Annotated in this window: 20 protein-coding genes; all 20 read left to right on the top strand. The window is 65.0% G+C overall.

Annotation, left to right across the window (positions count from 1 at the left end; genetic code table 11):
* Positions 1 to 217: 217 nt before the first annotated feature.
* The 20 genes from rpoB to rpsQ all read left to right on the top strand — a co-directional run bounded on the left by rpoB (position 218) and on the right by rpsQ (position 24,491).
* Positions 218 to 4,366: a DNA-directed RNA polymerase subunit beta gene (gene rpoB / locus GV161_RS28360; protein WP_152013674.1), complete on the top strand. Its 4,149-nt coding sequence runs from the start codon at positions 218 to 220 to the stop codon at positions 4,364 to 4,366.
* A gap of 129 nt (positions 4,367 to 4,495) precedes the next feature.
* Entirely contained in the window at positions 4,496 to 8,680 is a 4,185-nt protein-coding gene (gene rpoC / locus GV161_RS28355) for a DNA-directed RNA polymerase subunit beta' (RefSeq protein WP_152013675.1), read from the top strand.
* Between the two features lie 258 nt (positions 8,681 to 8,938).
* Positions 8,939 to 10,033: a helix-turn-helix transcriptional regulator gene (locus GV161_RS28350; RefSeq protein ID WP_152013676.1), complete on the top strand. Its 1,095-nt coding sequence runs from the start codon at positions 8,939 to 8,941 to the stop codon at positions 10,031 to 10,033.
* Between the two features lie 379 nt (positions 10,034 to 10,412).
* Positions 10,413 to 12,500: an FAD-dependent oxidoreductase gene (locus GV161_RS28345; protein ID WP_152013677.1), complete on the top strand. Its 2,088-nt coding sequence runs from the start codon at positions 10,413 to 10,415 to the stop codon at positions 12,498 to 12,500.
* A gap of 55 nt (positions 12,501 to 12,555) precedes the next feature.
* Positions 12,556 to 14,550, top strand: coding sequence for an ABC transporter ATP-binding protein (locus GV161_RS28340; RefSeq protein ID WP_244623980.1), 1,995 nt, complete (start codon positions 12,556 to 12,558; stop codon positions 14,548 to 14,550).
* Positions 14,551 to 14,946: 396 nt separating this feature from the next.
* Entirely contained in the window at positions 14,947 to 15,318 is a 372-nt protein-coding gene (gene rpsL / locus GV161_RS28335; RefSeq protein ID WP_057189964.1) for a 30S ribosomal protein S12, read from the top strand.
* Between the two features lie 74 nt (positions 15,319 to 15,392).
* Positions 15,393 to 15,863 (top strand): 30S ribosomal protein S7, encoded by a 471-nt coding sequence (gene rpsG / locus GV161_RS28330; protein ID WP_091843752.1) that lies wholly within the window; start codon positions 15,393 to 15,395, stop codon positions 15,861 to 15,863.
* Positions 15,864 to 15,899: 36 nt separating this feature from the next.
* Entirely contained in the window at positions 15,900 to 17,975 is a 2,076-nt protein-coding gene (fusA, locus tag GV161_RS28325; RefSeq protein ID WP_152013678.1) for an elongation factor G, read from the top strand.
* Positions 17,976 to 18,025: 50 nt separating this feature from the next.
* Entirely contained in the window at positions 18,026 to 19,216 is a 1,191-nt protein-coding gene (gene tuf / locus GV161_RS28320) for an elongation factor Tu (protein WP_100962336.1), read from the top strand.
* Between the two features lie 66 nt (positions 19,217 to 19,282).
* Entirely contained in the window at positions 19,283 to 19,591 is a 309-nt protein-coding gene (gene rpsJ, locus GV161_RS28315; RefSeq protein ID WP_043237115.1) for a 30S ribosomal protein S10, read from the top strand.
* A 69-nt stretch (positions 19,592 to 19,660) separates the two neighbouring features.
* Positions 19,661 to 20,395, top strand: coding sequence for a 50S ribosomal protein L3 (gene rplC / locus GV161_RS28310; RefSeq protein ID WP_152013679.1), 735 nt, complete (start codon positions 19,661 to 19,663; stop codon positions 20,393 to 20,395).
* Positions 20,395 to 21,015 carry a 50S ribosomal protein L4 gene (gene rplD / locus GV161_RS28305; protein ID WP_091842274.1) on the top strand — a complete coding sequence of 207 codons (621 nt, stop codon included), beginning with the start codon at positions 20,395 to 20,397 and terminating at the stop codon, positions 21,013 to 21,015. The genes rplC and rplD overlap by 1 nt, the downstream gene beginning before the upstream one ends.
* Entirely contained in the window at positions 21,012 to 21,320 is a 309-nt protein-coding gene (locus tag GV161_RS28300; protein ID WP_091842271.1) for a 50S ribosomal protein L23, read from the top strand. Before rplD ends, GV161_RS28300 begins: the two co-directional genes overlap by 4 nt.
* Positions 21,321 to 21,336: 16 nt before the next feature.
* Positions 21,337 to 22,179, top strand: coding sequence for a 50S ribosomal protein L2 (rplB, locus tag GV161_RS28295; protein ID WP_057193278.1), 843 nt, complete (start codon positions 21,337 to 21,339; stop codon positions 22,177 to 22,179).
* Between the two features lie 8 nt (positions 22,180 to 22,187).
* Positions 22,188 to 22,466: a 30S ribosomal protein S19 gene (gene rpsS / locus GV161_RS28290; protein ID WP_091842265.1), complete on the top strand. Its 279-nt coding sequence runs from the start codon at positions 22,188 to 22,190 to the stop codon at positions 22,464 to 22,466.
* 3 nt (positions 22,467 to 22,469) lie between these two features.
* A complete protein-coding gene (gene rplV, locus GV161_RS28285) occupies positions 22,470 to 22,853 on the top strand; it encodes a 50S ribosomal protein L22 (RefSeq protein WP_091842262.1) in 384 nt (127 codons plus the stop codon).
* A 10-nt stretch (positions 22,854 to 22,863) separates the two neighbouring features.
* Positions 22,864 to 23,580 carry a 30S ribosomal protein S3 gene (gene rpsC / locus GV161_RS28280; protein ID WP_152013680.1) on the top strand — a complete coding sequence of 239 codons (717 nt, stop codon included), beginning with the start codon at positions 22,864 to 22,866 and terminating at the stop codon, positions 23,578 to 23,580.
* 18 nt (positions 23,581 to 23,598) lie between these two features.
* Positions 23,599 to 24,012 carry a 50S ribosomal protein L16 gene (gene rplP / locus GV161_RS28275; RefSeq protein WP_057193262.1) on the top strand — a complete coding sequence of 138 codons (414 nt, stop codon included), beginning with the start codon at positions 23,599 to 23,601 and terminating at the stop codon, positions 24,010 to 24,012.
* Between the two features lie 10 nt (positions 24,013 to 24,022).
* Positions 24,023 to 24,235 carry a 50S ribosomal protein L29 gene (gene rpmC, locus GV161_RS28270; protein WP_091842257.1) on the top strand — a complete coding sequence of 71 codons (213 nt, stop codon included), beginning with the start codon at positions 24,023 to 24,025 and terminating at the stop codon, positions 24,233 to 24,235.
* Between the two features lie 13 nt (positions 24,236 to 24,248).
* Positions 24,249 to 24,491 (top strand): 30S ribosomal protein S17, encoded by a 243-nt coding sequence (gene rpsQ, locus GV161_RS28265; protein WP_091842255.1) that lies wholly within the window; start codon positions 24,249 to 24,251, stop codon positions 24,489 to 24,491.
* Positions 24,492 to 24,551 lie beyond the last annotated feature (60 nt).

Here is a 24,551-nt window from a genome sequence, read left to right as displayed (position 1 = left end):
TATCTAGTCGACAAGGACAGTCCCGGGGCGGCTCGCCGCCTCCGGGGCTGTTGCGTCGTTTCCGGTAACCGGAACGTCGCTTTGCAGGACCTGCCACGATGCAGGTCGATCCAGTTCGAATGTCGGCGCGCATGAAGCGCCGAGCGGCTCACCCGGCGGCCCGTTCCGCCCGCGGCCCGGACCACCGGGTGAGCCGTCCGAGATTGCGAGGAACATGATGGTAACTTCCCTCCAGGGTCGCAGGCGCGTCCGCAAGTTCTTCGGCAAGCTCAAGGAAGTGGCGGAGATGCCGAACCTCATCGAGGTTCAGAAGGCATCCTACGACCAGTTCCTGATGGTCGAGGAACCCAAGGGCGGCCGCAGCGACGAGGGCCTGCAGTCGGTCTTCAAGTCGGTGTTCCCGATCGGCGACTTCTCGGGCGCCTCGCTCCTGGAGTTCGTCAAGTACACCTTCGAGCCGCCGAAATACGACGTCGACGAGTGCCGCCAGCGCGGCATGACCTTCTCGGCGCCGCTCAAGGTGACGCTGCGCCTGATCGTGTTCGATATCGACCCGGACACCCAGGCGAAGTCGGTCAAGGACATCAAGGAGCAGGACGTCTACATGGGCGAGATGCCGCTCATGACGGACAACGGCACCTTCATCGTCAACGGCACCGAGCGCGTCATCGTCTCGCAGATGCACCGCTCGCCGGGCGTGTTCTTCGACCACGACAAGGGCAAGACCCATTCGTCGGGCAAGCTGCTCTTCGCCGCCCGCATCATCCCCTATCGCGGCTCCTGGCTCGACATCGAGTTCGACGCCAAGGACATCGTCTACGCCCGTATCGACCGCAAGCGTAAGATCCCGGTCACCTCGCTGCTGTTCGCGCTCGGCATGGACGGCGAGGAGATTCTCAAGCGCTTCTACAACCGCGTCGAGTATGTCCGTGACAAGGACGGCTGGCGCGTCCCGTACGACGCCGAGCGCATGAAGGGCTTCAAGGCGAGCGTCGACATGATCGACGCCGACACCGGCGAAGTCGTGATCGAGGCCGGCAAGAAGCTGGTCGCGCGCACCGCCCGCCAGCTCGCCGACAAGGGCCTGAAGTTCCTGCGCGCCACGAACGAGGATCTTGTCGGCCAGTACATTGCCGAGGACCTCGTCGACCCCAGCACCGGCGAAGTTCACGCCGAGGCCGGCGAAGAACTGAATATGGCCGCTGACCCGAAGACCGGCGAGATCAAGGGCAACCTGATCGACCTGATCAACAAGGGCTACACCGAGATTCCGGTGCTGGACATCGACCACATCACGGTCGGCCCCTACATCCGCAACACGCTCCAGGTCGACAAGAACTCGCGTCGCGAAGAGGCGCTGTTCGACATCTACCGCGTGATGCGCCCGGGCGAGCCGCCGACGCTCGAGACCGCCGAGAACATGTTCCAGTCGCTGTTCTTCGACTCGGAGCGCTACGACCTCTCGGCCGTCGGCCGCGTCAAGATGAACATGCGGCTCGACCTCGACGCCGCCGACACCGTGCGAATCCTGCGCAAGGAGGACATCTTCGCGGTCGTCAAGGCGCTGGTCGACCTGCGCGACGGCAAGGGCGAGATCGACGACATCGACCATCTCGGCAACCGGCGCGTGCGCTCGGTCGGCGAGCTGATGGAGAACCAGTATCGTCTGGGCCTCCTGCGCATGGAGCGCGCCATCAAGGAGCGCATGTCCTCGGTCGACATCGACACCGTGATGCCGCAGGACCTGATCAACGCGAAGCCCGCGGCTGCGGCCGTGCGCGAGTTCTTCGGCTCGTCGCAGCTCTCGCAGTTCATGGACCAGACCAACCCGCTCTCGGAAGTCACCCACAAGCGCCGTCTCTCGGCGCTTGGCCCGGGCGGCCTGACCCGCGAGCGCGCCGGCTTCGAGGTGCGCGACGTCCACACCACGCATTACGGCCGCATCTGCCCGATCGAGACGCCGGAAGGCCCGAACATCGGCCTGATCAACTCGCTCGCCACCTTCGCGCGCGTCAACAAGTACGGCTTCATCGAGAGCCCGTACCGGCGCATCCGCGACGGCAAGCAGACCGACGAGATCATCTATCTCTCGGCCATGGAAGAGGCGAAGTACAACGTCGCCCAGGCGAATGCAGTCGTCGACGAGGAAGGCCGTCTGACCGATGACCTGATCGTCTGCCGCCGCGCCGGCGAGGTCATCGTCGTGCCGGTCGACAAGGTCGACTTCATGGACGTCTCGCCCAAGCAGGTCGTCTCGGTCGCCGCGGCGCTGATCCCGTTCCTCGAGAACGACGACGCCAACCGCGCGCTGATGGGCTCGAACATGCAGCGCCAGGCGGTGCCGCTGGTTCGCGCCGACGCCCCGTTCGTCGGCACCGGCATGGAGGCCGCGGTCGCCCGTGACTCCGGCGCTGCCATCGCGGCTCGTCGCGCCGGCATCGTCGACCAGGTCGATGCGACCCGTATCGTCATCCGCGCTTCGGACGAGATGGACCCGACCAAGCCGGGCGTCGACATCTACCGTCTGCAGAAGTTCCAGCGTTCGAACCAGTCGACCTGCATCACGCAGCGTCCGCTGGTCCGCGTCGGCGACGTCATCAAGAAGGGTGACATCGTCGCTGACGGCCCGTCGACCGAGTTCGGCGAGCTCGCGCTTGGCCGCAACGTGCTCGTCGCGTTCATGCCGTGGAACGGCTACAACTTCGAGGACTCGATCCTGCTCTCGGAGAAGATCGTCTCGGACGACATCTTCACCTCGATCCATATCGAGGAATTCGAGGTCATGGCCCGCGACACCAAGCTGGGTCCTGAGGAAATCACGCGCGACATCCCGAACGTTTCGGAAGAGGCGCTGAAGAACCTCGACGAAGCCGGCATCGTCTACATCGGCGCGGAAGTGGCGGCGGGCGACATCCTCGTCGGCAAGATCACGCCGAAGGGCGAGAGCCCGATGACCCCGGAAGAGAAGCTGCTGCGCGCCATCTTCGGCGAGAAGGCTTCGGATGTGCGCGACACCTCGCTGCGCGTGCCGCCGGGCGTCCAGGGCACGATCGTCGAGGTCCGCGTGTTCAACCGCCACGGCGTCGACAAGGACGAGCGCGCCCAGGCGATCGAGCGCGAGGAGATCGAGCGTCTCGCCAAGGACCGCGACGACGAGCAGGCGATCCTGGACCGCAACACCTTCGCGCGTCTGGCCGAGATCCTGACCGGCAAGACCGGTCTCGCCGGTCCGAAGGGCTTCAAGAAGGACACGGTCATTACCCGTGAGGTGATGAGCGAGTTCCCGCGCTCGCAGTGGTGGCTGTTCGCCACGGCGGACGACGCCCTGATGACCGAAATCGAGGCGATGCGGAAGCAGTACGACGAGTCGAAGAAGCGCCTCGAGCAGCGCTTCCTCGACAAGGTCGAGAAGCTGCAACGCGGCGATGAGCTGCCTCCGGGCGTGATGAAGATGGTCAAGGTCTTCGTCGCGGTGAAGCGCAAGATTCAGCCCGGCGACAAGATGGCGGGCCGCCACGGCAACAAGGGCGTGGTCTCGCGCATCGTGCCGGCGGAGGACATGCCGTTCCTCGAGGACGGCACCCATGCCGACATCGTGCTGAACCCACTCGGCGTGCCCTCGCGCATGAACGTCGGCCAGATTCTGGAGACGCATCTGGGCTGGGCTGCCGCCGGTCTCGGCAAGCAGATCGGCAAGGCGATCGACGCCTATCGCAAGGCGCACGACTCCAAGGCCCTGCGCGCCTCCTTCGACGCCGTCTACGAGGACAACGAGATCATCGCCTCGATGGACGACGCCGAGCTGATCGAGATGGGTCAGAACCTGCGCCGTGGCGTGCCGATCGCGACCCCGGTCTTCAACGGCGCGAAGGAGTCCGACATCGAGCGGCTGCTGGAGCAGGCGGGTCTTCACTCGTCCGGCCAGTCGACGCTCTATGACGGACGCACCGGCGAGCCCTTCGACCGCAAGGTCACGATGGGCTACATCTACATGCTGAAGCTGCACCATCTGGTGGACGACAAGATCCACGCCCGCTCGATCGGCCCGTATTCGCTGGTCACCCAGCAGCCGCTCGGCGGCAAGGCCCAGTTCGGCGGCCAGCGCTTCGGCGAGATGGAGGTCTGGGCGCTTGAAGCGTACGGCGCCGCCTACACGCTGCAGGAGATGCTGACGGTGAAGTCGGACGACGTCGCCGGCCGCACCAAGGTCTACGAGTCGATTGTGCGCGGCGAGGACAACTTCGAAGCGGGCATCCCCGAGAGCTTCAACGTACTCGTCAAGGAAATGCGCTCGCTCGGCCTCAACGTCGAGCTGATCAACACCAAGCCGAAGCAGGGCGACGTGCCCGCCGAGGCAGCCGAGTAAGGCGTCACGCCCGCAAGGGCGCGACGGCGTTCGTTACTCATGCCGGCGGCAGTGGCGCCGCCGGCCGATGGATCAAAGGCCGGGCAGGGCGGTTTTCCCCAAAACCCCACCGGTCACAGGAGACAGGCTATGAAGCAAGAGGTCATGAACCTTTTCGGCCAGCAGCCGGTGCAGCAGGCGTTCGACGCGATCAAGATCTCGATCGCGAGCCCTGAGAAGATCGCATCCTGGTCGTTCGGCGAGATCAAGAAGCCCGAGACGATCAACTACCGCACGTTCAAGCCCGAGCGCGACGGCCTGTTCTGCGCCCGCATCTTCGGGCCGATCAAGGACTACGAGTGCCTGTGCGGCAAGTACAAGCGCATGAAGTTCAAGGGCGTGATCTGCGAGAAGTGCGGCGTCGAGGTGACGCTGGCACGGGTCCGGCGCGAGCGCATGGGCCATATCGAGCTCGCCGCCCCGGTCGCGCATATCTGGTTCCTGAAGTCGCTGCCCTCGCGTATCGGCCTCCTGATGGACATGCCGCTCAAGGACCTCGAGCGCATCCTCTACTTCGAATCGTATGTCGTGCTTGAGCCGGGCCTCACCCCGCTCAAGGATCGCCAGCTGCTGACCGAAGAAGAGTATGTCCGCGCCCAGGAAGAGTACGGCGCCGACACCTTCACGGCGATGATCGGCGCGGAAGCGATCCGCGAGATGCTGCGCGCGCTCGATCTCGACCAGATCAACGCCGACCTGAAGCATGAGATCGCGACGACGACGTCGGAGCTCAAGCCGAAGAAGCTGATGAAGCGCCTCAAGATCATCGAGGCCTTCCAGGAGTCGGGCAACAAGCCGGAATGGATGGTGATGACCATCATCCCGGTGATCCCGCCTGACCTGCGTCCGCTGGTGCCGCTCGATGGCGGCCGCTTCGCGACCTCCGACCTGAACGACCTCTATCGCCGCGTCATCAACCGCAACAACCGCCTGAAGCGGTTGATCGAGCTGCGCGCGCCGGACATCATCATCCGCAACGAGAAGCGGATGCTGCAGGAGTCGGTCGACGCCCTGTTCGACAACGGCCGTCGCGGCCGCGTCATCACCGGCGCCAACAAGCGTCCGCTGAAGTCGCTCGCCGACATGCTGAAGGGCAAGCAGGGCCGGTTCCGGCAGAACCTGCTCGGCAAGCGCGTCGACTATTCCGGCCGCTCGGTCATCGTCGTCGGCCCGGAGATGAAGCTGCACCAGTGCGGCCTGCCGAAGAAGATGGCGCTCGAGCTGTTCAAGCCGTTCATCTATGCGCGCCTCGACGCCAAGGGCTACTCGACCACGGTCAAGCAGGCCAAGAAGCTGGTCGAGAAGGAGAAGCCCGAGGTCTGGGATATCCTGGACGAGGTCATCCGCGAGCATCCGGTGCTGCTGAACCGCGCGCCGACGCTGCACCGCCTCGGCATCCAGGCCTTCGAGCCGGTTCTGATCGAGGGCAAGGCGATCCAGCTGCACCCGCTGGTCTGCGCCGCGTTCAACGCCGACTTCGACGGCGACCAGATGGCCGTGCACGTCCCGCTGTCGCTGGAAGCGCAGCTGGAAGCGCGCGTCCTGATGATGTCGACCAACAACATCCTGCACCCGGCGAACGGCATGCCGATCATCGTGCCGTCGCAGGACATCGTGCTCGGCCTGTACTACCTCTCGATCATCTCGGATGGCGAGCCGGGCCAGGGCAAGATCTTCGGCGATTTCGGCGAGCTCGAATACGCGCTGCACGAGAAGGTCGTCACGCTGCATTCGAAGATCAAGTATCGCTGGACCGGCACCGGCCGTGACGGCCAGCCCTACACCAAGATCTACGACACCACGCCGGGCCGCGTGATCCTCTCGACCGCGCTGCCGGACCATCCGGCCATGTCTTTCGACGTCGTCAACAAGCTGATGACCAAGAAGGAGATTTCCAACATGATCGACGCCGTCTATCGCGGCTGCGGTCAGAAGGAATCGGTGATCTTCTGCGATCGCGTCATGGGGCTTGGCTTCAAGCATGCCTTCAAGGCCGGCATTTCGTTCGGCAAGGACGACATGGTGATCCCCGAGAACAAGTGGGAGATCGTCGACGCGACCCGCGTGCTCGCCAAGGATTACGAGCAGCAGTACCAAGACGGCCTGATCACCCAGGGCGAGAAGTACAACAAGGTCGTCGACGCCTGGGCGAAGTGCTCCGACAAGCTCGCCCAGGAGATGATGGCCCGCATCTCGACCGTGAAGAAGGACGATGCCGGTCGCGACAAGCCGATCAACTCGATCTACATGATGAGCCATTCGGGCGCCCGTGGTTCGCCGGCGCAGATGCGCCAGCTCGCCGCCATGCGCGGCCTGATGGCCAAGCCGTCCGGCGAGATCATCGAGTCGCCGATCATCTCGAACTTCAAGGAAGGCCTCGACGTTCTCGAGTACTTCAACTCGACGCACGGCGCCCGTAAGGGTCTGGCCGACACGGCGCTCAAGACGGCGAATTCGGGTTACCTGACCCGTCGTCTCGTCGACGTGGCGCAGGACGCGATCATCTCCGAGGTGGATTGCGGCTCCGACAACGGCATCAAGATGCGCGCCATCGTCGATGCCGGCCAGGTCGTGGCTTCGCTCGGCATGCGCATCCTGGGCCGTTCGGCGGCCGAGGACGTGACCGACCTCGATGGCAACGTCCTTGTCGCCAAGGGCGCGGTGATCGAGGAAAGCCACATCGCCAAGATCAACGCCGCGGGCGTCCAGGAGGTGAAGATCCGTTCGGTCTTGACCTGCGAGACCAAGAACGGCGTCTGCGCGACCTGCTATGGGCGCGATCTGGCCCGCGGCACGCCCGTCAACATGGGCGAGGCCGTCGGCGTCATCGCGGCGCAGTCGATCGGCGAGCCGGGCACGCAGCTCACCATGCGTACCTTCCACATCGGCGGCGCGGCCACGATCGCCGACCAGTCCTTCGTCGAGTCGAACTTCGAGGGCACGGTCAAGATCCGCAACCGCAATGCGGCGCGGAACTCGGACGGCGACCTGATCGCGATGGCTCGCAACCTCGCCATCGTCATCACCGGTCCGGACGGGGCCGAGCGCGCGGTGCACCGCGTCCAGTTCGGCTCGAAGCTGCGCGTCGACGACGGCGACAAGGTCAAGCGCGGCCAGCGCCTGATCGAGTGGGATCCCTATTCCCGCCCGATCCTGGCGGAAGTCGACGGCAAGGTCGGCTACGAGGACCTGGTCGACGGCATGTCGATGACGGAGACGACCGACGAGGCGACCGGCATCAGCAAGCGCCTCGTCATCGACTGGCGCGGTTCGGCCCGTACCTCGGACCTGCGTCCGGCGATGACCCTGCATGGCCCGGATGGCAAGATCGCGAAGCTCGCCCGTGGCGGCGAGGCTCGCTACATCCTGCCCGTCGACGGCATCATCTCGGTGGAGCCGGGCGCATCGATGAAGGCCGGCGACGTGCTGGCGCGTGTCTCGACCGACTCGGCCAAGACCCGCGACATCACCGGTGGTCTGCCGCGCGTCGCCGAGCTCTTCGAGGCGCGGCGTCCGAAGGATGCCGCGATCATCGCCGAGAAGGCCGGCGTCATCGGCTTCGGGCGCGACTACAAGAACAAGCGTCGCGTCACGCTGACTCCGCATGACGGCACTGATGGCGTCGAGTACCTGATCCCGAAGGGCAAGCACATCCACCTGCAGGATGGCGACGTCGTCGAGATCGGGGACTACATCCTCGACGGCAACCCGGCGCCGCACGACATCCTGGCGATCAAGGGCGTCGAGGAGCTTGCCGCTTACCTGGTCAACGAGATCCAGGAGGTCTACCGCCTCCAGGGTGTGACCATCAACGACAAGCACATCGAGGTCATCGTCCGGCAGATGCTGCAGAAGGTCGAGATCACCGAATCCGGCGATAGCGACATTCTCACCGGCGACCAGATCGACCGGATCGAGCTGGAAGAGGTCAACGCCAAGCTGCGCGAGGAAGGCAAGAAGCCGGCTTCCGGCGTTCCGGTCCTGCTCGGCATCACCAAGGCGTCGCTGCAGACCCGCTCGTTCATCTCGGCCGCCTCCTTCCAGGAGACGACCCGCGTCCTCACCGAGGCGGCGGTCAACGGCAAGATGGACATGCTGGAAGGCCTCAAGGAGAACGTCATCGTCGGCTCGCTGATCCCGGCCGGCACCGGCGCGCAGGTCGCCCGCATCAAGCAGGTGGCGACGCGTCGCGACGATCTCATCGTCGGCCAGAAGGCGGATGCTGCGGCCAAGGCCGCGGCCGCTGCCGCAGCGGTGCTGCCGGCGGCGGAGTAATACCGGCGAACTTGCTGACTTTGTGGAACGGCCGCCCTCGGGCGGCCGTTCTCGTTTCATCACTCTTGACCTTTTCTAGTGCAATCGGGCTAAGCTTACGTTGCGAAACCTGTCGGGGGGCAGCGATGCGCCAGGATGCCTTTCTTTGTGCGGCCGGAAGCGGCCGAGCGAAGAAGAGCATGCTGACACACCATGCGGAGGCATGGTCGGCGGATGGATGCCCCGTTCTGCGGACCATGCCTGGGTGCGACCGGGGCTATGGACGAACAGTTTCTAGACAGTCTTTACGAAGCGGCGGTGGTGCCGGAGCTGTGGCCGCAGGTTCTGCGGCGTTTCCAGGATATCGCCCGCGGCGCCGGCGCAGTGCTGGTCGCGGTGACGCCGAGCTCCAGTCGCTGGATTTCGTCCTCGCCCGAGTTCGACCAGGTCGTCGCGGCGCATTTCAACCGCTTCCCCGGCAATGAGCGGACGCGGCGCCTGCTCGAGCGCCGCCATGCCGGCTTCCTGCGCGACATCGACATCCTCTCCGACGACGAGATGGTGAGCGAGCCGGTCTACCGCGATTTCCTGACCCCCCAGGGTCTCGGGATCGGGGTCGCCACCTCGATCGCGTCTCCGACCGGCGAGGCCTTCATCCTGCATGCCGAGCGCGAGCGGGAGGAGGGCCATGTCGAGGACAAGCTGATCGCGCGCTTCGACCTGATGCGGCCGCACCTGGCGCGGGCCATGCTGCTCTCGTCCCGGCTCGAATTCGAACGGGCACAGGGGGCGGCCCGGGCACTGGAGGCGATCGGATTGCCGGCTGCCATCCTCGATCAAGAAGGGCGGGCGCTGGCGCTCAATCCCCGCTTCGAGGCGCTGATCCCGTCCGTCGCCGTCGACCGCCCGTCGCGCCTGGGGCTCGTCGATGCCGCAGCGGATGGCCTGCTCGTGACAGCCCTGCAGGCGAGGGGACAGATCGCCAGCGCGACGGTGCGCTCGATCCCGGTCGCGCGTCGCGAGAGCCAGCCGCCTTTGATCCTGCATCTGACGCCGATCCGCGGCGCTGCCCACGACATCTTCTCGCGTGCCGCGAGCATCCTCGTCGTGACACCGGTGGTGGTGAAGGACGTGCCGACCGCCGATGTCGTGCAGGGGCTGTTCGACCTGACGCCGGCCGAGGCCAGGCTCGCGGCGCTGATCGCCGCCGGGCATCGCCCGCGAGAGGCGGCAGCGGCGCTCGGCGTGATGGAGGAGACCGCGCGTTCGACCTTGAAGCGCGTCATGGCCAAAACCGGCTTGCACCGCCAGGCCGATCTGATCGGCCTGCTGCGTGGTGCCGGCGTGACCGGCGGCGTTTCGGGGCGCGACTAGAGCCCATTCCGATCCACTTGCACCGCAAGTTGATCGGTAAAACGGTCTCTAACTCAAAGTGAGAGACGGATCCGGCTCTAGGCCAGAGAGGCCGACTGAGCAGGCGTCTCTCGATGCGATTGTCGCACTGGCGGTCGCAAGGGTTTTGTCGGTGCGTCCGGGCCGTCCATGTCGATTCCGCGCTCGTTCCAGAAGCGATGCCGCTTCCGCAATGGGGGCTTGGTGGAGGGCGGGGGCTCTCCATGCCGGAAAGACGTGGCAAGACGGGTCACACCGAAACAGAGGCATGGCCGCGGCAGTAAAATTATGGCAACTCCGTGGCGCTATAAATCCTCATGACAGAGCATGAAGCGCGAGACGCTGGGGCAGGGCGGGTAGAATGCTGGAAGTTGCGATAGTCGGGGGCGGTCCCGGCGGGCTGATGACGGCCTGGCAGGTCCGCAAGAAGATGCAGGGCCTGTGCCGGGTGACGCTGTTCGAGGCCTCCGAGCGGCTCGGCGGCAAGATCGTCTCGCGCCGCTTCGACAGCGCGCCGGCCCTCTACGAGGCAGGGGTCGCCGAGATCTATGGCTATTCCCAGCTTGGCCACGACCCGTTGCGCGAGATGATCGAGGGCTTCGGCTTCCAGACCATCCCGATGGATTCGCAGGCTCTCGACCTCGACGGCAAGCTGGTCGACGGCGTCGAGGGCATGCGCCGGCGTTATGGCGATGCGACCGCCGACGCCATCCTGGCGTTCCGGGCGCGCTGCGCCGAATTGATGTCGCAACAGGCCTATTACGAGGGCGCCGGCAAGCACGACAACAACCATCCCTGGATGTTCATGAGCGCCGACGAGGTGCTGGAGCAGGAGGTGGCCGATCCGGTCGCCCGGCGCTTCTTCCGGGCGATGGCGCGCTCCGACGTGGCGTCCGAAGGCCACCTCAGCAACGGCCTCAACGCGCTGAAGAACTATCTGATGGATGTCGACGGCTATATCGACGTCTATTCGATCCAGAACGGCAATGAGCAGCTGGTCGAGGGCCTGAGCGCCAGTCTCGACGCCGAGGTCTTCCTGAATCATCGCGTCCTTCGCGTCGGCAAGGCGGAAGGTGGCCGCTACCGGCTCGACATGATGAACGGCAAGGGGCCGGAGACGCGCGAATTCGACTTCGTGCTGATGTGCCTGCCGCACAACTGGCTCGGCACCATCGATTTCGGCGAAGGCCGGCTGCGCCAGGGCATGAGCCGCCATCTCGCCCATTTCGACCGGCCGGCGCATTACCTGCGCGTCGCCGCTCTGTTCGACAAGCCGTTCTGGGAGGGCCAGATCGAGGGCGCCTGGTTCATGTCGGAGAGCTTCGGCGGCTGCTGCGTCTATATCGAGGGCGCCCGCCACGATGTCGGCCGCCACGGCGTGCTCAACTGGCTGATCGCCGGCATCGACGCGCTGTCCTATGCCAATCTCGACGACGAGGCGCTGACCAAGGCGGCGCTGAAATCGCTGCCGGCGTCGCTGGGCGATCCCTTCCCGCATCTGATCGAGGCGAAGGTGCATCGCTGGATGGCCTCGGTGAACGCGATCCCGGGCGGCGTTCCGGTGCGCGACGTGGTGACGAACCACATGCCGGAGCCGAAGGAGCATGACGGGCTGATCGTCGTCGGGGACTATCTGTTCGACTCGACGCTGAACGGCGTGCTCGATTCCGCCGACATCGCCAGCGACCTGATGCTGGGCAAGGTGATGCGCCAGCGCTATGCGACCGGGCTAGCCAAGAGCGCCGGTGAGGCGGGCGGCATCGTCGTGCCCGAGCCGTCGCTGCGCATCGACCGCGGCTATTTCGACGCCTATCGTGGCGCCGGCCCCTACGGCGAGGTCTGGCGTCGCTTCAGCGATCCCGCCTATATCCGCGACCTGATCGACATGGTCTGGCAGCCAAAGCCCGGCTTCAAGCTGCTGGTCGCGGGTTCCGCTTCAGGCGAGCTCGTCGGCGCGCTGCGCGAGCTCGGCATCGATGCCTGGGGTATCGAGAACAACCGCTACATTCATGGCCACACGCCAGCGCATCTTGCGCAGTACAATCTGTTCGGCACGGTCGCGGACCTGCCCTTCGAGGACGGCTCGTTCGACATCGTCTATGAGAGCTGCCTTGCTCATCTCGGCACGCGCGGCGTCAAGGATGCGCTCGGCGAGCTGCACCGGGTGGCCAAGCGCGGCGTCTATTTCGGCTCGGTGACGGCCGACCTCACCTCAGAGGTCTGCGACATGTACGACCTGCTGCGCGGCGTGAAGAAGCTCGCGACCTGGTGGGAGTGGTCGGAGCTGTTCTTCGACGAGGATTTCGACATGGCGATCCAGAGCCAGGAGATGCTCGACGCGCTCTGGGAGCGCACGCTCGTCGCCGACAAGGGCCCCGGCCGCTGGTACGAGGATGCGGAAAGCCTGCGCTACTGCTTCTTCAACCGCATCGCGCCCGATAGCGCCTGAGCCAATCCGATCCGAGAGGGAGCGGCGGGCGCTGGTCCAGCCCCGCCGATGATCAGTGAGCGACGACGAGGTCAAGCCGGGCACGGGCGAGAATAGTGCCGTGCCCGATCCGGCGACGAAGGCCACCGGCGCGGCGAAGCGGCCGGCCTCGCGTCCGCCCGAGGAGCCGAAGCGGCGCGCGCTGTCCGGCGCGGCAGCGGCGGATGACGATGAGGACGAAGACGACGAGGATGATGAAGAGGAGGACGACGAGGACGATGACGGTCCGGTCGTCTACACCGCTGGCGAAGCCGCCGGCGCGCTGAAGGGCGTCCTCTCCTTCACCTGGCCGCATCTCGGCCCGCATCGGCTCGGCATCGCGCTGGTCGGGCTCGGCCTCCTGGTCGAGATGGCCTTCAACGTGCTGATGCCGCTCTCGCTCAAATACCTCCTGGACGAGGTATTCGAGGACAAGGATCGCAGCGAGCTGGTCTTCATCCTCAGCGTCCTCGGCATCGCCGGCATCATCACCTCGGTGGTGGCGATCTGGTACGAATGGATCGACGCGAAGGTGACGGCGGCGATCACCACCGATGTGCGCCGCTCGCTGTTCGAGCATATCCAGAAGCTGCCGCTGAGCTTCTACGAGCGGCATCGCCGCGGCGAGATCCTGTCGCGCTTCTCCAACGACATGACCACCTATGAAGAGTCGGTCATCCATTTCGCCAATTGGGGGGCGCTGCCGCTGCTGGAACTGCTGGCCGGCATCGCCCTGCTGATTTACCTCAACACCGAGCTCGGCCTGCTCGCACTGCTGATCATCCCGATCGCGCTGATCGGGCCGCGGCTGCTCACGCCGAAGGCGGTCGCTGCCAGCTACGAGGTCAAGCGGGCGCAGGCGGGCGAGCTCGGCGTCGTCCAGGAGAATATCGGCGCCCAGCCGGTGGTGAAGGCCTTCGGCCTAGTGCGCATCTCGCAGCGCTGGTTCGGCCAGCGCAACAGCGTACTGCGGGCGGCTCAGAGCCGCTCGACCTTCCTCAACACCATGGTCGAGCGCTCGATCACGATCGTCGTGCTCTGGCTGCACCTGATCGTGCTGGCGATCGGCGCCTATCTCACCTTCAACGACGTGATCACGGTGGGCACCTTCGTCGCCTTCGAGGCGGTGTTCTGGGAGATCACCTACAATCTCAACCACCTGACCCAGTACATCCCGGTGGTGATCGACGCGTCCGGCGCTGTCAGGCACATGCGCGACATCCTCGACGAGCCGATCCGGGTCTCGGACCGGCCGAACGCTGTCGAGTGCCCGCGCATCGCGCATGAAATCGGCTTTGAGGGCGTGCGTTTCTCCTATGGCGGGGAGGGCGCCCAGATCGACGGGCTCGACCTTTCGATTCCCGCCGGCTCGCGCGTCGCCATCGTCGGGCCGAGCGGGGCGGGCAAGAGCACGCTGCTCAGCCTGCTGCTGCGCTTCCATGATCCGCAGCGCGGCAAGGTGACGATCGACGGCATCGATATCGCCAGCGTCACCCGCGACTCGCTGCGGGCCCAGATGGCGGTGGTGTTCCAGGACAATGTCCTGTTCAACACCTCGCTGCGCGAGAACATCCGGCTCGGCTCATTGGAGGCGTCTGACGCCGAGGTCGAGGCCGCCGCGAAGAAGGCCGAGATCCATAAGTTCATCACCAGCCTGCCTGATGGCTACGACACCATGGTCGGCGAGCGCGGCGAGACCCTGTCGGGCGGGCAGCGCCAGCGCATCGCCATTGCCCGCGCCTTGCTGCGCGACCCGGCGATCCTGCTCCTCGACGAGGCGACCTCGGCGCTCGACCAGACCACCGAGGCCGCGATCAACCGCACGCTGAAGAAGATCGGGCGCGGCCGCAGCCTGCTGTTCGTGACGCACCGGCTGACCTCTATCGCCGACATGGACGAGATCATCGTCATGGATGCCGGCCGAGTCGTGCAGCGCGGCGACCATACGAGCCTGATGCGCAAGCGCTCCGGCCTCTACCGCAGGCTCTGGAACGACCAGATGCGGGCGAGTGCGGAAGATGACGACGATTGAAGCTGAATCCGTCTCTTACTTTTAGCCTAGAGACTGCTTCGCCGGTCAGCCTGCAGAACAAGCTGACCGCAACGGGCCCAAAGGGGCAAATCCGGGGTTGACGCGAATCCTTACCTGAGTCATAAGCGCGCCACTGTCGATGGCTGTCGGACACGTTTGTCGCTTGCCTTTGTTGCAAGCGAGGTTCGCGACCGAAACTCCATCGGAATTCCAGCGTCTAACGACGACATGGCAGGACGCATGAATGCGGGCTCGTTCCGTGTTCCTCTGCATGGCGAACGCGCCTGAGGCCCCGTAAATGGGCGCCGATGGCGCGGCTTCGTTTGGTCATGGCCTCTTGCGGCGCCGGAATGGACACGAAATTCATCTAGCGCTCAAGGGAGCGAGAGGCCTTAAATGCCGACAATCAGCCAGCTGATCCGCAAGCCGCGTTCGCCGGTCAAGGCGCGTAACACTGCTCCGGCGCTCGAGAATTGCCCGCAGAAGCGCGGCGTCTGCACGCGTGTCTATACGACGACCCCGAAGAAGCCGAACTCGGCGCTCCGCAAGGTCGCCAAGGTGCGTCTGACCAACGGCTTCGAGGTCATCGGCTACATCCCGGGTGAAGGCCACAACCTTCAGGAGCACTCGGTCGTCATGATCCGCGGCGGCCGCGTCAAGGACCTTCCCGGCGTGCGCTACCACATCCTGCGCGGCGTGCTCGACACGCAGGGCGTCAAGAACCGCAAGCAGCGCCGTTCGAAGTACGGCGCCAAGCGTCCGAAGTAATTTTCCTGCCCGATCGGCGGGGCAAGATGCCCCAGCCGGTTCGCAGCTTTTGAGATTTGACCGGAGACTAGACGATGTCCCGCCGCCACAGTGCCGAAAAGCGCGAGATCATCCCGGACGCCAAGTTCGGCGACGTGATCGTGACCAAGTTCATGAACTCGGTCATGTACGAGGGCAAGAAGTCGACTGCCGAAGGCATCGTCTACGGCGCCTTCGAGATCATCGAAGGCAAGCTGAAGAGCGATCCGCTCGCCGTCTTCAAGACCGCGCTCGAGAACGTCGCCCCGGCGATCGAGGTCCGTTCCCGCCGCGTCGGCGGTGCGACCTATCAGGTCCCGGTCGAGGTTCGCACCGAGCGCCGCCAGGCTCTCGCCATCCGCTGGCTGATTGCCGCCGCCCGCGGCCGCAACGACCGCACCATGGTCGAGCGCCTCTCGGCCGAGCTGATGGACGCTGCCAACAACCGTGGCAACGCCGTCAAGAAGCGCGAAGACACGCACCGGATGGCGGAAGCCAACCGCGCCTTCTCGCACTACCGCTGGTAATTCGTCCGTTCGGACCCGGAAAGACAGAGCATCTCCATGCCCCGTTCTCATCCCATCGATCGCTATCGTAACTTCGGCATCATGGCTCACATTGATGCCGGCAAGACGACGACGACCGAGCGCATCCTGTTCTACACCGGCAAGAGCCATAAGATCGGCGAAGTCCATGACGGCGCCGCCACCATGGACTGGATGACGCAGGAGCAGGAGCGTGGCATCACGATCACCTCCGCCGCGACGACTTGCCTGTGGCAAGATCACCGCCTGAACATCATCGACACCCCCGGCCACGTCGACTTCACCATTGAAGTCGAGCGTTCGCTGCGCGTGCTCGACGGCGCCGTGTGCGTGCTCGACGGCAACCAGGGCGTCGAGCCCCAGACCGAGACCGTCTGGCGCCAGGCCGACAAGTACGACGTCCCGCGCGTCGTCTTCGTTAACAAGATGGACAAGATCGGCGCCGATTTCTATCGCTGCGTCCAGGACATCATCGACCGCGTCGCCGGCAAGCCCGTCTGCCTGCAGCTTCCGATCGGTTCGGAGTCGAATTTCGCCGGCGTCATCGACCTCATCAAGATGAAGGCGATCGTCTGGAACGGCGAGGCGCTCGGCGCTTCGTTCGAAGAGCAGGAGATCCCGGCCGATCTCGCCGACAAGGCTGTCGAGTACCGCTCGAAGCTGGTCGAAGCCGCCGTCGAGATGGACGATGCGGCGATGGAAGCCTATCTCGACGGGACCGAGCCCGACGCTGCCACGCTGCGCCGCTTGGTGCGGACTGCCGTGCAGCGCCGCGCCTTCCACCCGGTTCTTTGCGGCTCGGCCTTCAAGAACAAGGGCGTGCAGCCGCTGCTCGACGCCGTCGTCGACTTCCTGCCGTCGCCGGTCGATCGCGGCGACATCAAGGGCATCGACTTCAAGACCGAAGAAGAGACCGTTCGTCACCCGACGGACGAGGATCCCTTCGCCATGCTCGCCTTCAAGATCATGGACGACCCCTTCGTCGGCACCATCACCTTCTGCCGCGTCTATTCCGGCAAGGTCGAGGCCGGCCAGGGCGTCATCAACTCGACGCGCGACAAGAAAGAGCGCGTCGGCCGCATGCTGCTGATGCACGCGAACAACCGCGAGGACATCAAGGAGGCTTTCGCCGGCGACATCGTCGCCCTGGCTGGCCTCAAGGACGTCCGCACCGGCGACACGCTGTGCGATCCGACCCACGCCGTGATCCTCGAGCGCATGGAGTTCCCCGAGCCGGTCATCACGATCGCGATCGAGCCGAAGTCCAAGGCCGACCAGGAGAAGCTGGGCCTCGCCCTGTCGAAGCTCGCGAACGAGGATCCGTCCTTCCGCGTCTCGACCGATCAGGAGAGCGGCCAGACCATTCTCAAGGGCATGGGCGAGCTGCATCTCGACATCAAGGTCGACATCCTGCGCCGGACCTACAAGGTCGACGCCAATATCGGCGCGCCGCAGGTTGCGTATCGCGAGACGCTGACCAAGAAGGCCGAGATCGACTACACCCACAAGAAGCAGACCGGCGGTACGGGCCAGTTCGCCCGCGTCAAGCTCGTCATCGAGCCGAACGAGACCGGCAAGGGCTTCGAGTTCGAGTCGAAGGTCGTCGGCGGCTCGGTGCCGAAGGAGTACATCCCCGGCGTCGAGAAGGGCCTCAACTCGGTCATCGGCTCCGGCGTGCTCGCCGGCTTCCCGGTCGTCGACGTCAAGGTCACGCTGATCGACGGCGCCTTCCACGAAGTCGACTCCTCGGCTCTGGCCTTCGAAATCGCCTCTCGCGCTGCTCTGCGTGAAGGCCTGCAGAAGGGCGGCTCGGTCTTGCTCGAGCCGATCATGAAGGTCGAGGTGGTGACGCCTGAAGACTATACCGGCTCGGTCATCGGTGACCTGAACTCCCGGCGCGGCCAGATCCAGGGCCAGGACATGCGCGGCAACGCGGTCGTCGTGAATGCGATGGTCCCGCTCGCCAACATGTTCGGCTATGTGAACCAGCTGCGCTCGTTCAGCCAGGGCCGCGCCAATTACACGATGCAGTTCGACCATTACGAGCAGGTGCCGTCCGCGGTGGCTGCTGAGGTTCAGGCCAAATACGCCTGATCGAACAACGCATTACACGGAACACTTGAGAAGATCTGACGGAGGCTGACATGGCCAAAGAGAAGTTTGCTCGGACGAAGCCGCACTGCAACATCGGCACGATTGGTCACGTTGACCATGGCAAGACGTCGTTGACGGCGGCGATCACGAAGGTTCTGGCTGAGTCCGGCGGCGCGTCGTTCACGGCGTATGACCAGATCGACAAGGCGCCGGAAGAGAAGGCGCGCGGCATCACGATCTCGACGGCTCACGTCGAGTACGAGACGCCTGCCCGCCACTATGCCCACGTCGACTGCCCCGGGCACGCCGACTATGTGAAGAACATGATCACCGGCGCGGCGCAGATGGACGGCGCGATCCTGGTGGTGTCGGCTGCCGACGGCCCGATGCCGCAGACCCGCGAGCACATCCTGCTGGCGCGCCAGGTCGGCGTTCCCGCGCTGGTGGTGTTCATGAACAAGGTCGATCTGGTCGACGACGCCGAGCTGCTCGAGCTGGTCGAGATGGAGATCCGCGAACTTCTGTCGAAGTACGACTTCCCGGGCGACGACATCCCGATCACCAAGGGCTCGGCCAAGGCCGCGCTGGACGGCGTCACCCCGGAGATCGGGCATGATGCGGTGATCGCGCTGATGAAGACGGTCGACGACTACATCCCGCAGCCTGAGCGCCCGATCGACCAGCCCTTCCTGATGCCGGTCGAGGACGTGTTCTCGATCTCGGGCCGCGGCACGGTGGTGACCGGCCGCGTCGAGCGCGGCATCGTCAAGGTCGGCGAGGAAATCGAGATCGTCGGCCTGAAGGACACGGTGAAGACGACCGTGACCGGCGTCGAGATGTTCCGCAAGCTGCTGGACCAGGGCCAGGCGGGCGACAACATCGGCGCGCTGCTGCGCGGCACCAAGCGCGAGGACGTCGAGCGCGGCCAGATCCTGTGCAAGCCGGGTTCGGTCAAGCCGCACACCAAGTTCAAGGCCGAGGCCTACATCCTGACCAAGGAGGAGGGCGGCCGCCACACCCCGTTCTTCACCAACTACCGCCCGCAGTTCTACTTCCGCACGACGGACGTGACCGGCGTGGTGCACCTGCCCGAGGGCACCGAGATGGTGATGCCTGGTGACAACATCACCATGGAAGTCCACCTGATCGTGCCGATCGCGATGGAAGAGAAGCTGCGCTTCGCCATCCGCGAAGGCGGACGCACCGTCGGCGCCGGCGTCGTCGCTTCGATCATCGCGTAACGGCTGATCTGAGGGCGGAAGCCCTTCGGGGCTTTCGTCTTTTCACGTCACGGAGATAACACGACCATGAACGGTCAGAATATCCGGATCCGCCTCAAGGCGTTCGACCATCGTATCCTCGATGCGTCGACGCGCGAGATCGTCTCGACCGCCAAGCGCACCGGCGCTCAGGTCCGCGGCCCGATTCCGCTGCCGACCCTGATTGAGAAGTTCACCGTCAACCGCTCGCCCCACATCGACAAGAAGTCGCGTGAGCAGTTCGAGATGCGGACCCATAAGCGGGTTCTCGATATCGTCGATCCGACCCCCCAGACGGTCGACGCCCTCATGAAGCTCGATCTCGCCGCCGGCGTCGACGTCGAAATCAAGCTCTGATCCGATTAAACGGGTCCTCTGTTTCCGGTGCCCCCGGATGGACATGACCCCAAAGGAAGGTATGCACCGATGCGTTCCGGTGTGATTGCACAGAAAGTCGGGATGACCCGCATCTTCACCGATGCCGGCGAGCACATCCCGGTCACCGTGCTGAAGCTCGACAACTGTCAGGTTGTCGCGCACCGCACGAAGGACAAGAACGGCTATGTCGCCGTGCAGCTCGGGACGGGCCGTGCCAAGGTCAAGAACGTCTCGAAGGCGCAGCGCGGCCATTTCGCTGTTGCCAAGGTCGAGCCGAAGCAGAAGCTGGTCGAGTTCCGCGTCAGCGACGACGCGTTGATTCCGGTCGGCGCCGAGCTGACCGCCGACCACTTCGTCGTCGGCCAGTTCGTCGACGTGTCGGGCACGACCACCGGTAAGGGCTTCGCCGGCGGCATGAAGCGCTGGAACTTCGGCGGTCTGCGCGCCACGCACGGCGTCTCGGTCTCGCATCGCTCGATCGGTTCGACCGGTGGCCGTCAGGACCCGGGCAAGACCTTCAAGAACAAGAAGATGCCGGGCCATCTCGGTGCCGAGCGCGTTACCACGCAGAACCTGCGCGTCGTCCAGACGGACGCCGAGCGCGGCCTGATCCTGGTCGAGGGCGCCGTCCCCGGCGTTGCCGGCGGCTGGATCCATGTCCGCGACGCGGTCAAGCGCTCGCTGCCGAAGGACGCGCCCCTGCCGGGCAAGTTCAAGGTCTCCGGTGAGGGCAAGGCCGAGATTGTCGAGGCTCCTGCGGCCCAGGCTGAGGAGAACGTGTGATGAAACTCGATATCGTCACTCTTGAAGGTGGCAATGCCGGCTCGCTCGAGCTGTCCGACGCGATCTTCGGCCTCGAGCCGCGCGCCGACCTGCTCGCCCGCATGGTGCGCTACCAGCTCGCCAAGCGCCGCGCCGGCACGCACAAGTCGAAGGGGCGTTCGGAAGTCGATCGCACCCGCAAGAAGATCTACAAGCAGAAGGGCACCGGCGGCGCTCGTCATGGTGCGGCTTCGGCTCCGCAGTTCCGCGGCGGCGGCAAGGCCTTCGGCCCGGTCGTGCGCGACCACGCCCATGACCTGCCCAAGAAGGTCAAGGCGCTCGCTTTGCGCCATGCGCTCTCGGCCAAGGCCAAGGACGCCGGCCTGATCATCATCGACGACGTCAAGCTCGCCGAGCCGAAGACCAAGATCCTGCTTGGCCATTTCGGCAAGCTGGACCTGTCGAGCGCGCTGGTGATCGGCGGCGCCGAGATCGATGTGAACTTCGGCCTGGCGGCGCGTTCGATCCCGAATGTCGACGTCCTGCCGGTTCAGGGCATCAACGTCTATGACATCCTGCGTCGCGACAAGCTCGTGCTGACGCGCTCGGCTGTCGATGCGCTGGAGGCGCGCTTCAAATGAGCCAGTCCAAGAACTTGGATCCGCGCCACTACGACGTCATCCGTGGCCCGGTGATCACCGAAAAGGCGACCATGCTCTCCGAGCATAACAAGGTCGTCTTCAAGGTCGCGAAGACCGCGACCAAGCCGCAGATCAAGGCGGCGATCGAGAAGCTGTTCGATGTCAAGGTGATCAGCGTCAACACGATGGTCACCGAGGGCAAGATGAAGGTCTTCCGGGGCCGTCTCGGTCAGCGCTCGGACGTCAAGAAGGCGGTCGTGACCCTCGAAGAAGGTCACTCCATCGACGTGACCACTGGGCTTTGAGGGAAGGATCGTCATCATGGCTTTGAAGAGTTTCAAGCCGATCACGCCGAGCCTTCGCCAGCTCGTGATCGTCGACCGCAGCGAGCTCTATAAGGGCAAGCCGGTCAAGGCGCTGACCGAGGGCAAGTCGTCCTCGGGTGGCCGCAACAATCTCGGCCGCATCACCGTCCGCTTCCGCGGCGGTGGCCACAAGCGCACGCTGCGCCTGATCGATTTCAAGCGTCGCGGCAAGGCCGGCATCCCGGCTGCCGTGGAGCGGATCGAGTATGATCCGAACCGCTCGGCCTTCATCGCGCTGATCAAGTACCAGGACGGTGAGCTCGCCTACATCCTGGCGCCGCAGCGCCTGGCGGTCGGCGACAGCGTCATCGCCGGCGACAGCGTCGACGTGAAGCCTGGCAACGCGGCCCCGATGGGCTCGCTGCCGATCGGCACGATCGTCCACAATGTCGAGCTCAAGATCGGCAAGGGCGGGGCGCTGGCGCGCTCGGCGGGCAACTACGCCCAGATCGTCGGTCGCGACCAGGGTTACGTCATCGTCCGCCTGAACTCGGGCGAGCAGCGCCTGATCAGCGGCCTGTGCTATGCGACGGTGGGCGCGGTCTCGAACCCCGACCACATGAACCGGAATGACGGCAAGGCCGGGCGCTCGCGCTGGCTGGGTCGTCGTCCGCACAACCGTGGTGTCTCGATGAACCCGGTCGACCATCCGCACGGCGGCGGCGAAGGCCGTACCTCGGGCGGCCGTCATCCGGTCACGCCCTGGGGTCTGCCGACCAAGGGCAAGAAGACCCGCTCGAACAAGCGGACCGATACGTTCATCGTGTCGAGCCGTCACGCCCGCAAGAAGAAGAACTGAGGTCCGTCATGGCGCGTTCGCTTTGGAAAGGTCCGTTTGTCGACGGATACCTCCTGAAGAAGGCCGAGGTCGCCCGTTCGGCGAGCCGGTCGGAAGTCATCAAGATCTGGAGCCGCCGCTCCACGATCCTCCCGCAGTTCGTCGGTCTGACGTTCGGCGTCTACAACGGCCACAAGCATGTGCCGGTGAACGTCTCCGAGGAGATGGTGGGCCACAAGTTCGGCGAGTTCTCGCCGACGCGCACCTTCCCCGGCCACGCTGCCGACAAGAAGGCGAAGAGGAAGTAAGCCATGGGTAAGCCCTCCGCCCCCCGTGCGCTGCCCGAGAACGAGGCCAAGGCGGTGGCGCGCAACCTGCGCGTCTCCCCGCAGAAGCTGAACCTTCTCGCCCAGCTCATCCGCGGCAAGAAGGTCTCGACCGCGCTCGCCGACCTCGAGTTCTCGCGCAAGCGGATCTCGACCGATGTGCGCAAGTGCCTGCAGAGCGCGATCGCCAACGCCGAGAACAACCATGATCTCGACGTCGACGACCTCGTCGTGTCCCAGGCTTTCGTCGGCAAGGCGCTGGTCATGAAGCGCTTCCATGCCCGCGCTCGCGGCCGTGGCGCCCGCATCATGAAGCCCTTCGCCAACATCACGATCGTGGTGCGCGAAGTTCAGGCTGCGAAGGCCTGAGGAGAGAACGATGGGTCAGAAAATCAATCCGATCGGCCTTCGTCTCGGCATCAACCGGACCTGGGATTCGCGCTGGTTCGCCAGCAAGGGCGAGTACGGCAAGCTGCTTCATGAGGACATGGCGATCCGCGCCGCCCTGATGAAGCTGCTGAAGCAGGCCGCCGTCTCGAAGATCATCATCGAGCGTCCGCACAAGAAGTGCCGCGTCACCATCCACTCGGCTCGTCCGGGCGTGGTGATCGGCAAGAAGGGTGCCGACATCGAGAAGCTGCGCAAGACGGTCTCGAAGCTGACGAACGCCGACGTGACGATCAACATCGTCGAGGTGCGCAAGCCCGAGATCGACGCGACCCTGGTCGCCGACTCGATCGCGCAGCAGCTCGAGCGCCGCGTCGCCTTCCGTCGCGCCATGAAGCGCGCCGTGCAGTCGGCGATGCGTCTGGGCGCCGAGGGCATCCGCATCAACTGCTCGGGCCGTCTCGGCGGCGCGGAAATCGCGCGCCTCGAATGGTATCGTGAGGGCCGCGTGCCGCTGCATACGCTGCGCGCCGACGTCGATTACGGCGTCGCCACCGCCTTCACGACCTATGGCACGTGCGGGATCAAGGTCTGGATCTTCAAGGGCGAGATCCTCGAACACGACCCGATGGCCCAGGACAAGCGCCTCTCGGACGAGGGCGGCCGCTCCGGTGGTGAGCGCCGCGAACGTCGCGAGCAGGCTGCGTAAGGCTGATCGAGAAGAGCCATGCTGCAACCAAAGCGCACTAAGTTCCGTAAGCAGTTCAAGGGACGCATTTCCGGCGTCGCCAAGGGCGGTACGGACCTCAACTTCGGCCAGTTCGGCCTGAAGGCCCAGGAGCCGGAGCGCGTCACGGCCCGCCAGATCGAGGCGGCCCGTCGTGCCATCACCCGCGCCATGAAGCGCGCGGGCCGAGTCTGGATCCGGATCTTCCCGGACGTGCCGGTTTCGAAGAAGCCGACCGAAGTCCGCATGGGTAAGGGCAAGGGTTCGCCCGAGTTCTGGGCGGCCAAGGTCAAGCCGGGCCGGATCATGTTCGAGCTCGACGGTGTGCCGGAGGATATCGCCCGCGAGGCGCTCCGTCTCGGCGCCGCCAAGCTGCCGATCAAGACCCGCTTCATCCAGCGCATCGCCGAGTAAGGAGGGCGAGATGAAATCGACTCAACGCCTGTCCGATCTCAAAGTGATGAGCGCGGACCAGCTCCAGGACGAGCTTCTCAAGCTCAAGAAGGAGCAGTTCAACCTGCGTTTCCAGCGCGCCACCGGTCAGCTCGAGAATACCGCTCGGGTCACCCTGGTGCGCAAGGAGATCGCCCGCATCAAGACACTGCAGCGGTCGAAGACCGCGGCAGTGAGCGCCTGAGGAGTAGGGGACCATGCCGAAGCGCGTGCTGCAGGGCGTCGTCGTTAGCGACAAGCAAAACAAAACTGTTGTGGTCAAGGTCGAGCGGCGTTATACGCACCCGCTCCTCAAGAAGACGGTGCGCCGTTCGAAGAACTATCACGCCCATGACGAGGCGGGGTCGTTCAAGGTCGGTGACTCGGTCTGGATCGAGGAGTCGAAGCCCATTTCCAAGCTGAAAAGCTGGGTTGTGCTCGACAACGCTCCCAAGGCGTAAGTCGAATCATTGAGGCCAGGGGGCGATCGACCCCCGTCAGTCGTAGTCCGGGCAGGGCAT

The organism is Bosea sp. 29B (assembly GCF_902506165.1).
Lineage (GTDB): Bacteria > Pseudomonadota > Alphaproteobacteria > Rhizobiales > Beijerinckiaceae > Allobosea.
Note: the sequence above shows the minus strand (reverse complement) of the source record. Positions and strands in the feature narration are given on the sequence as shown.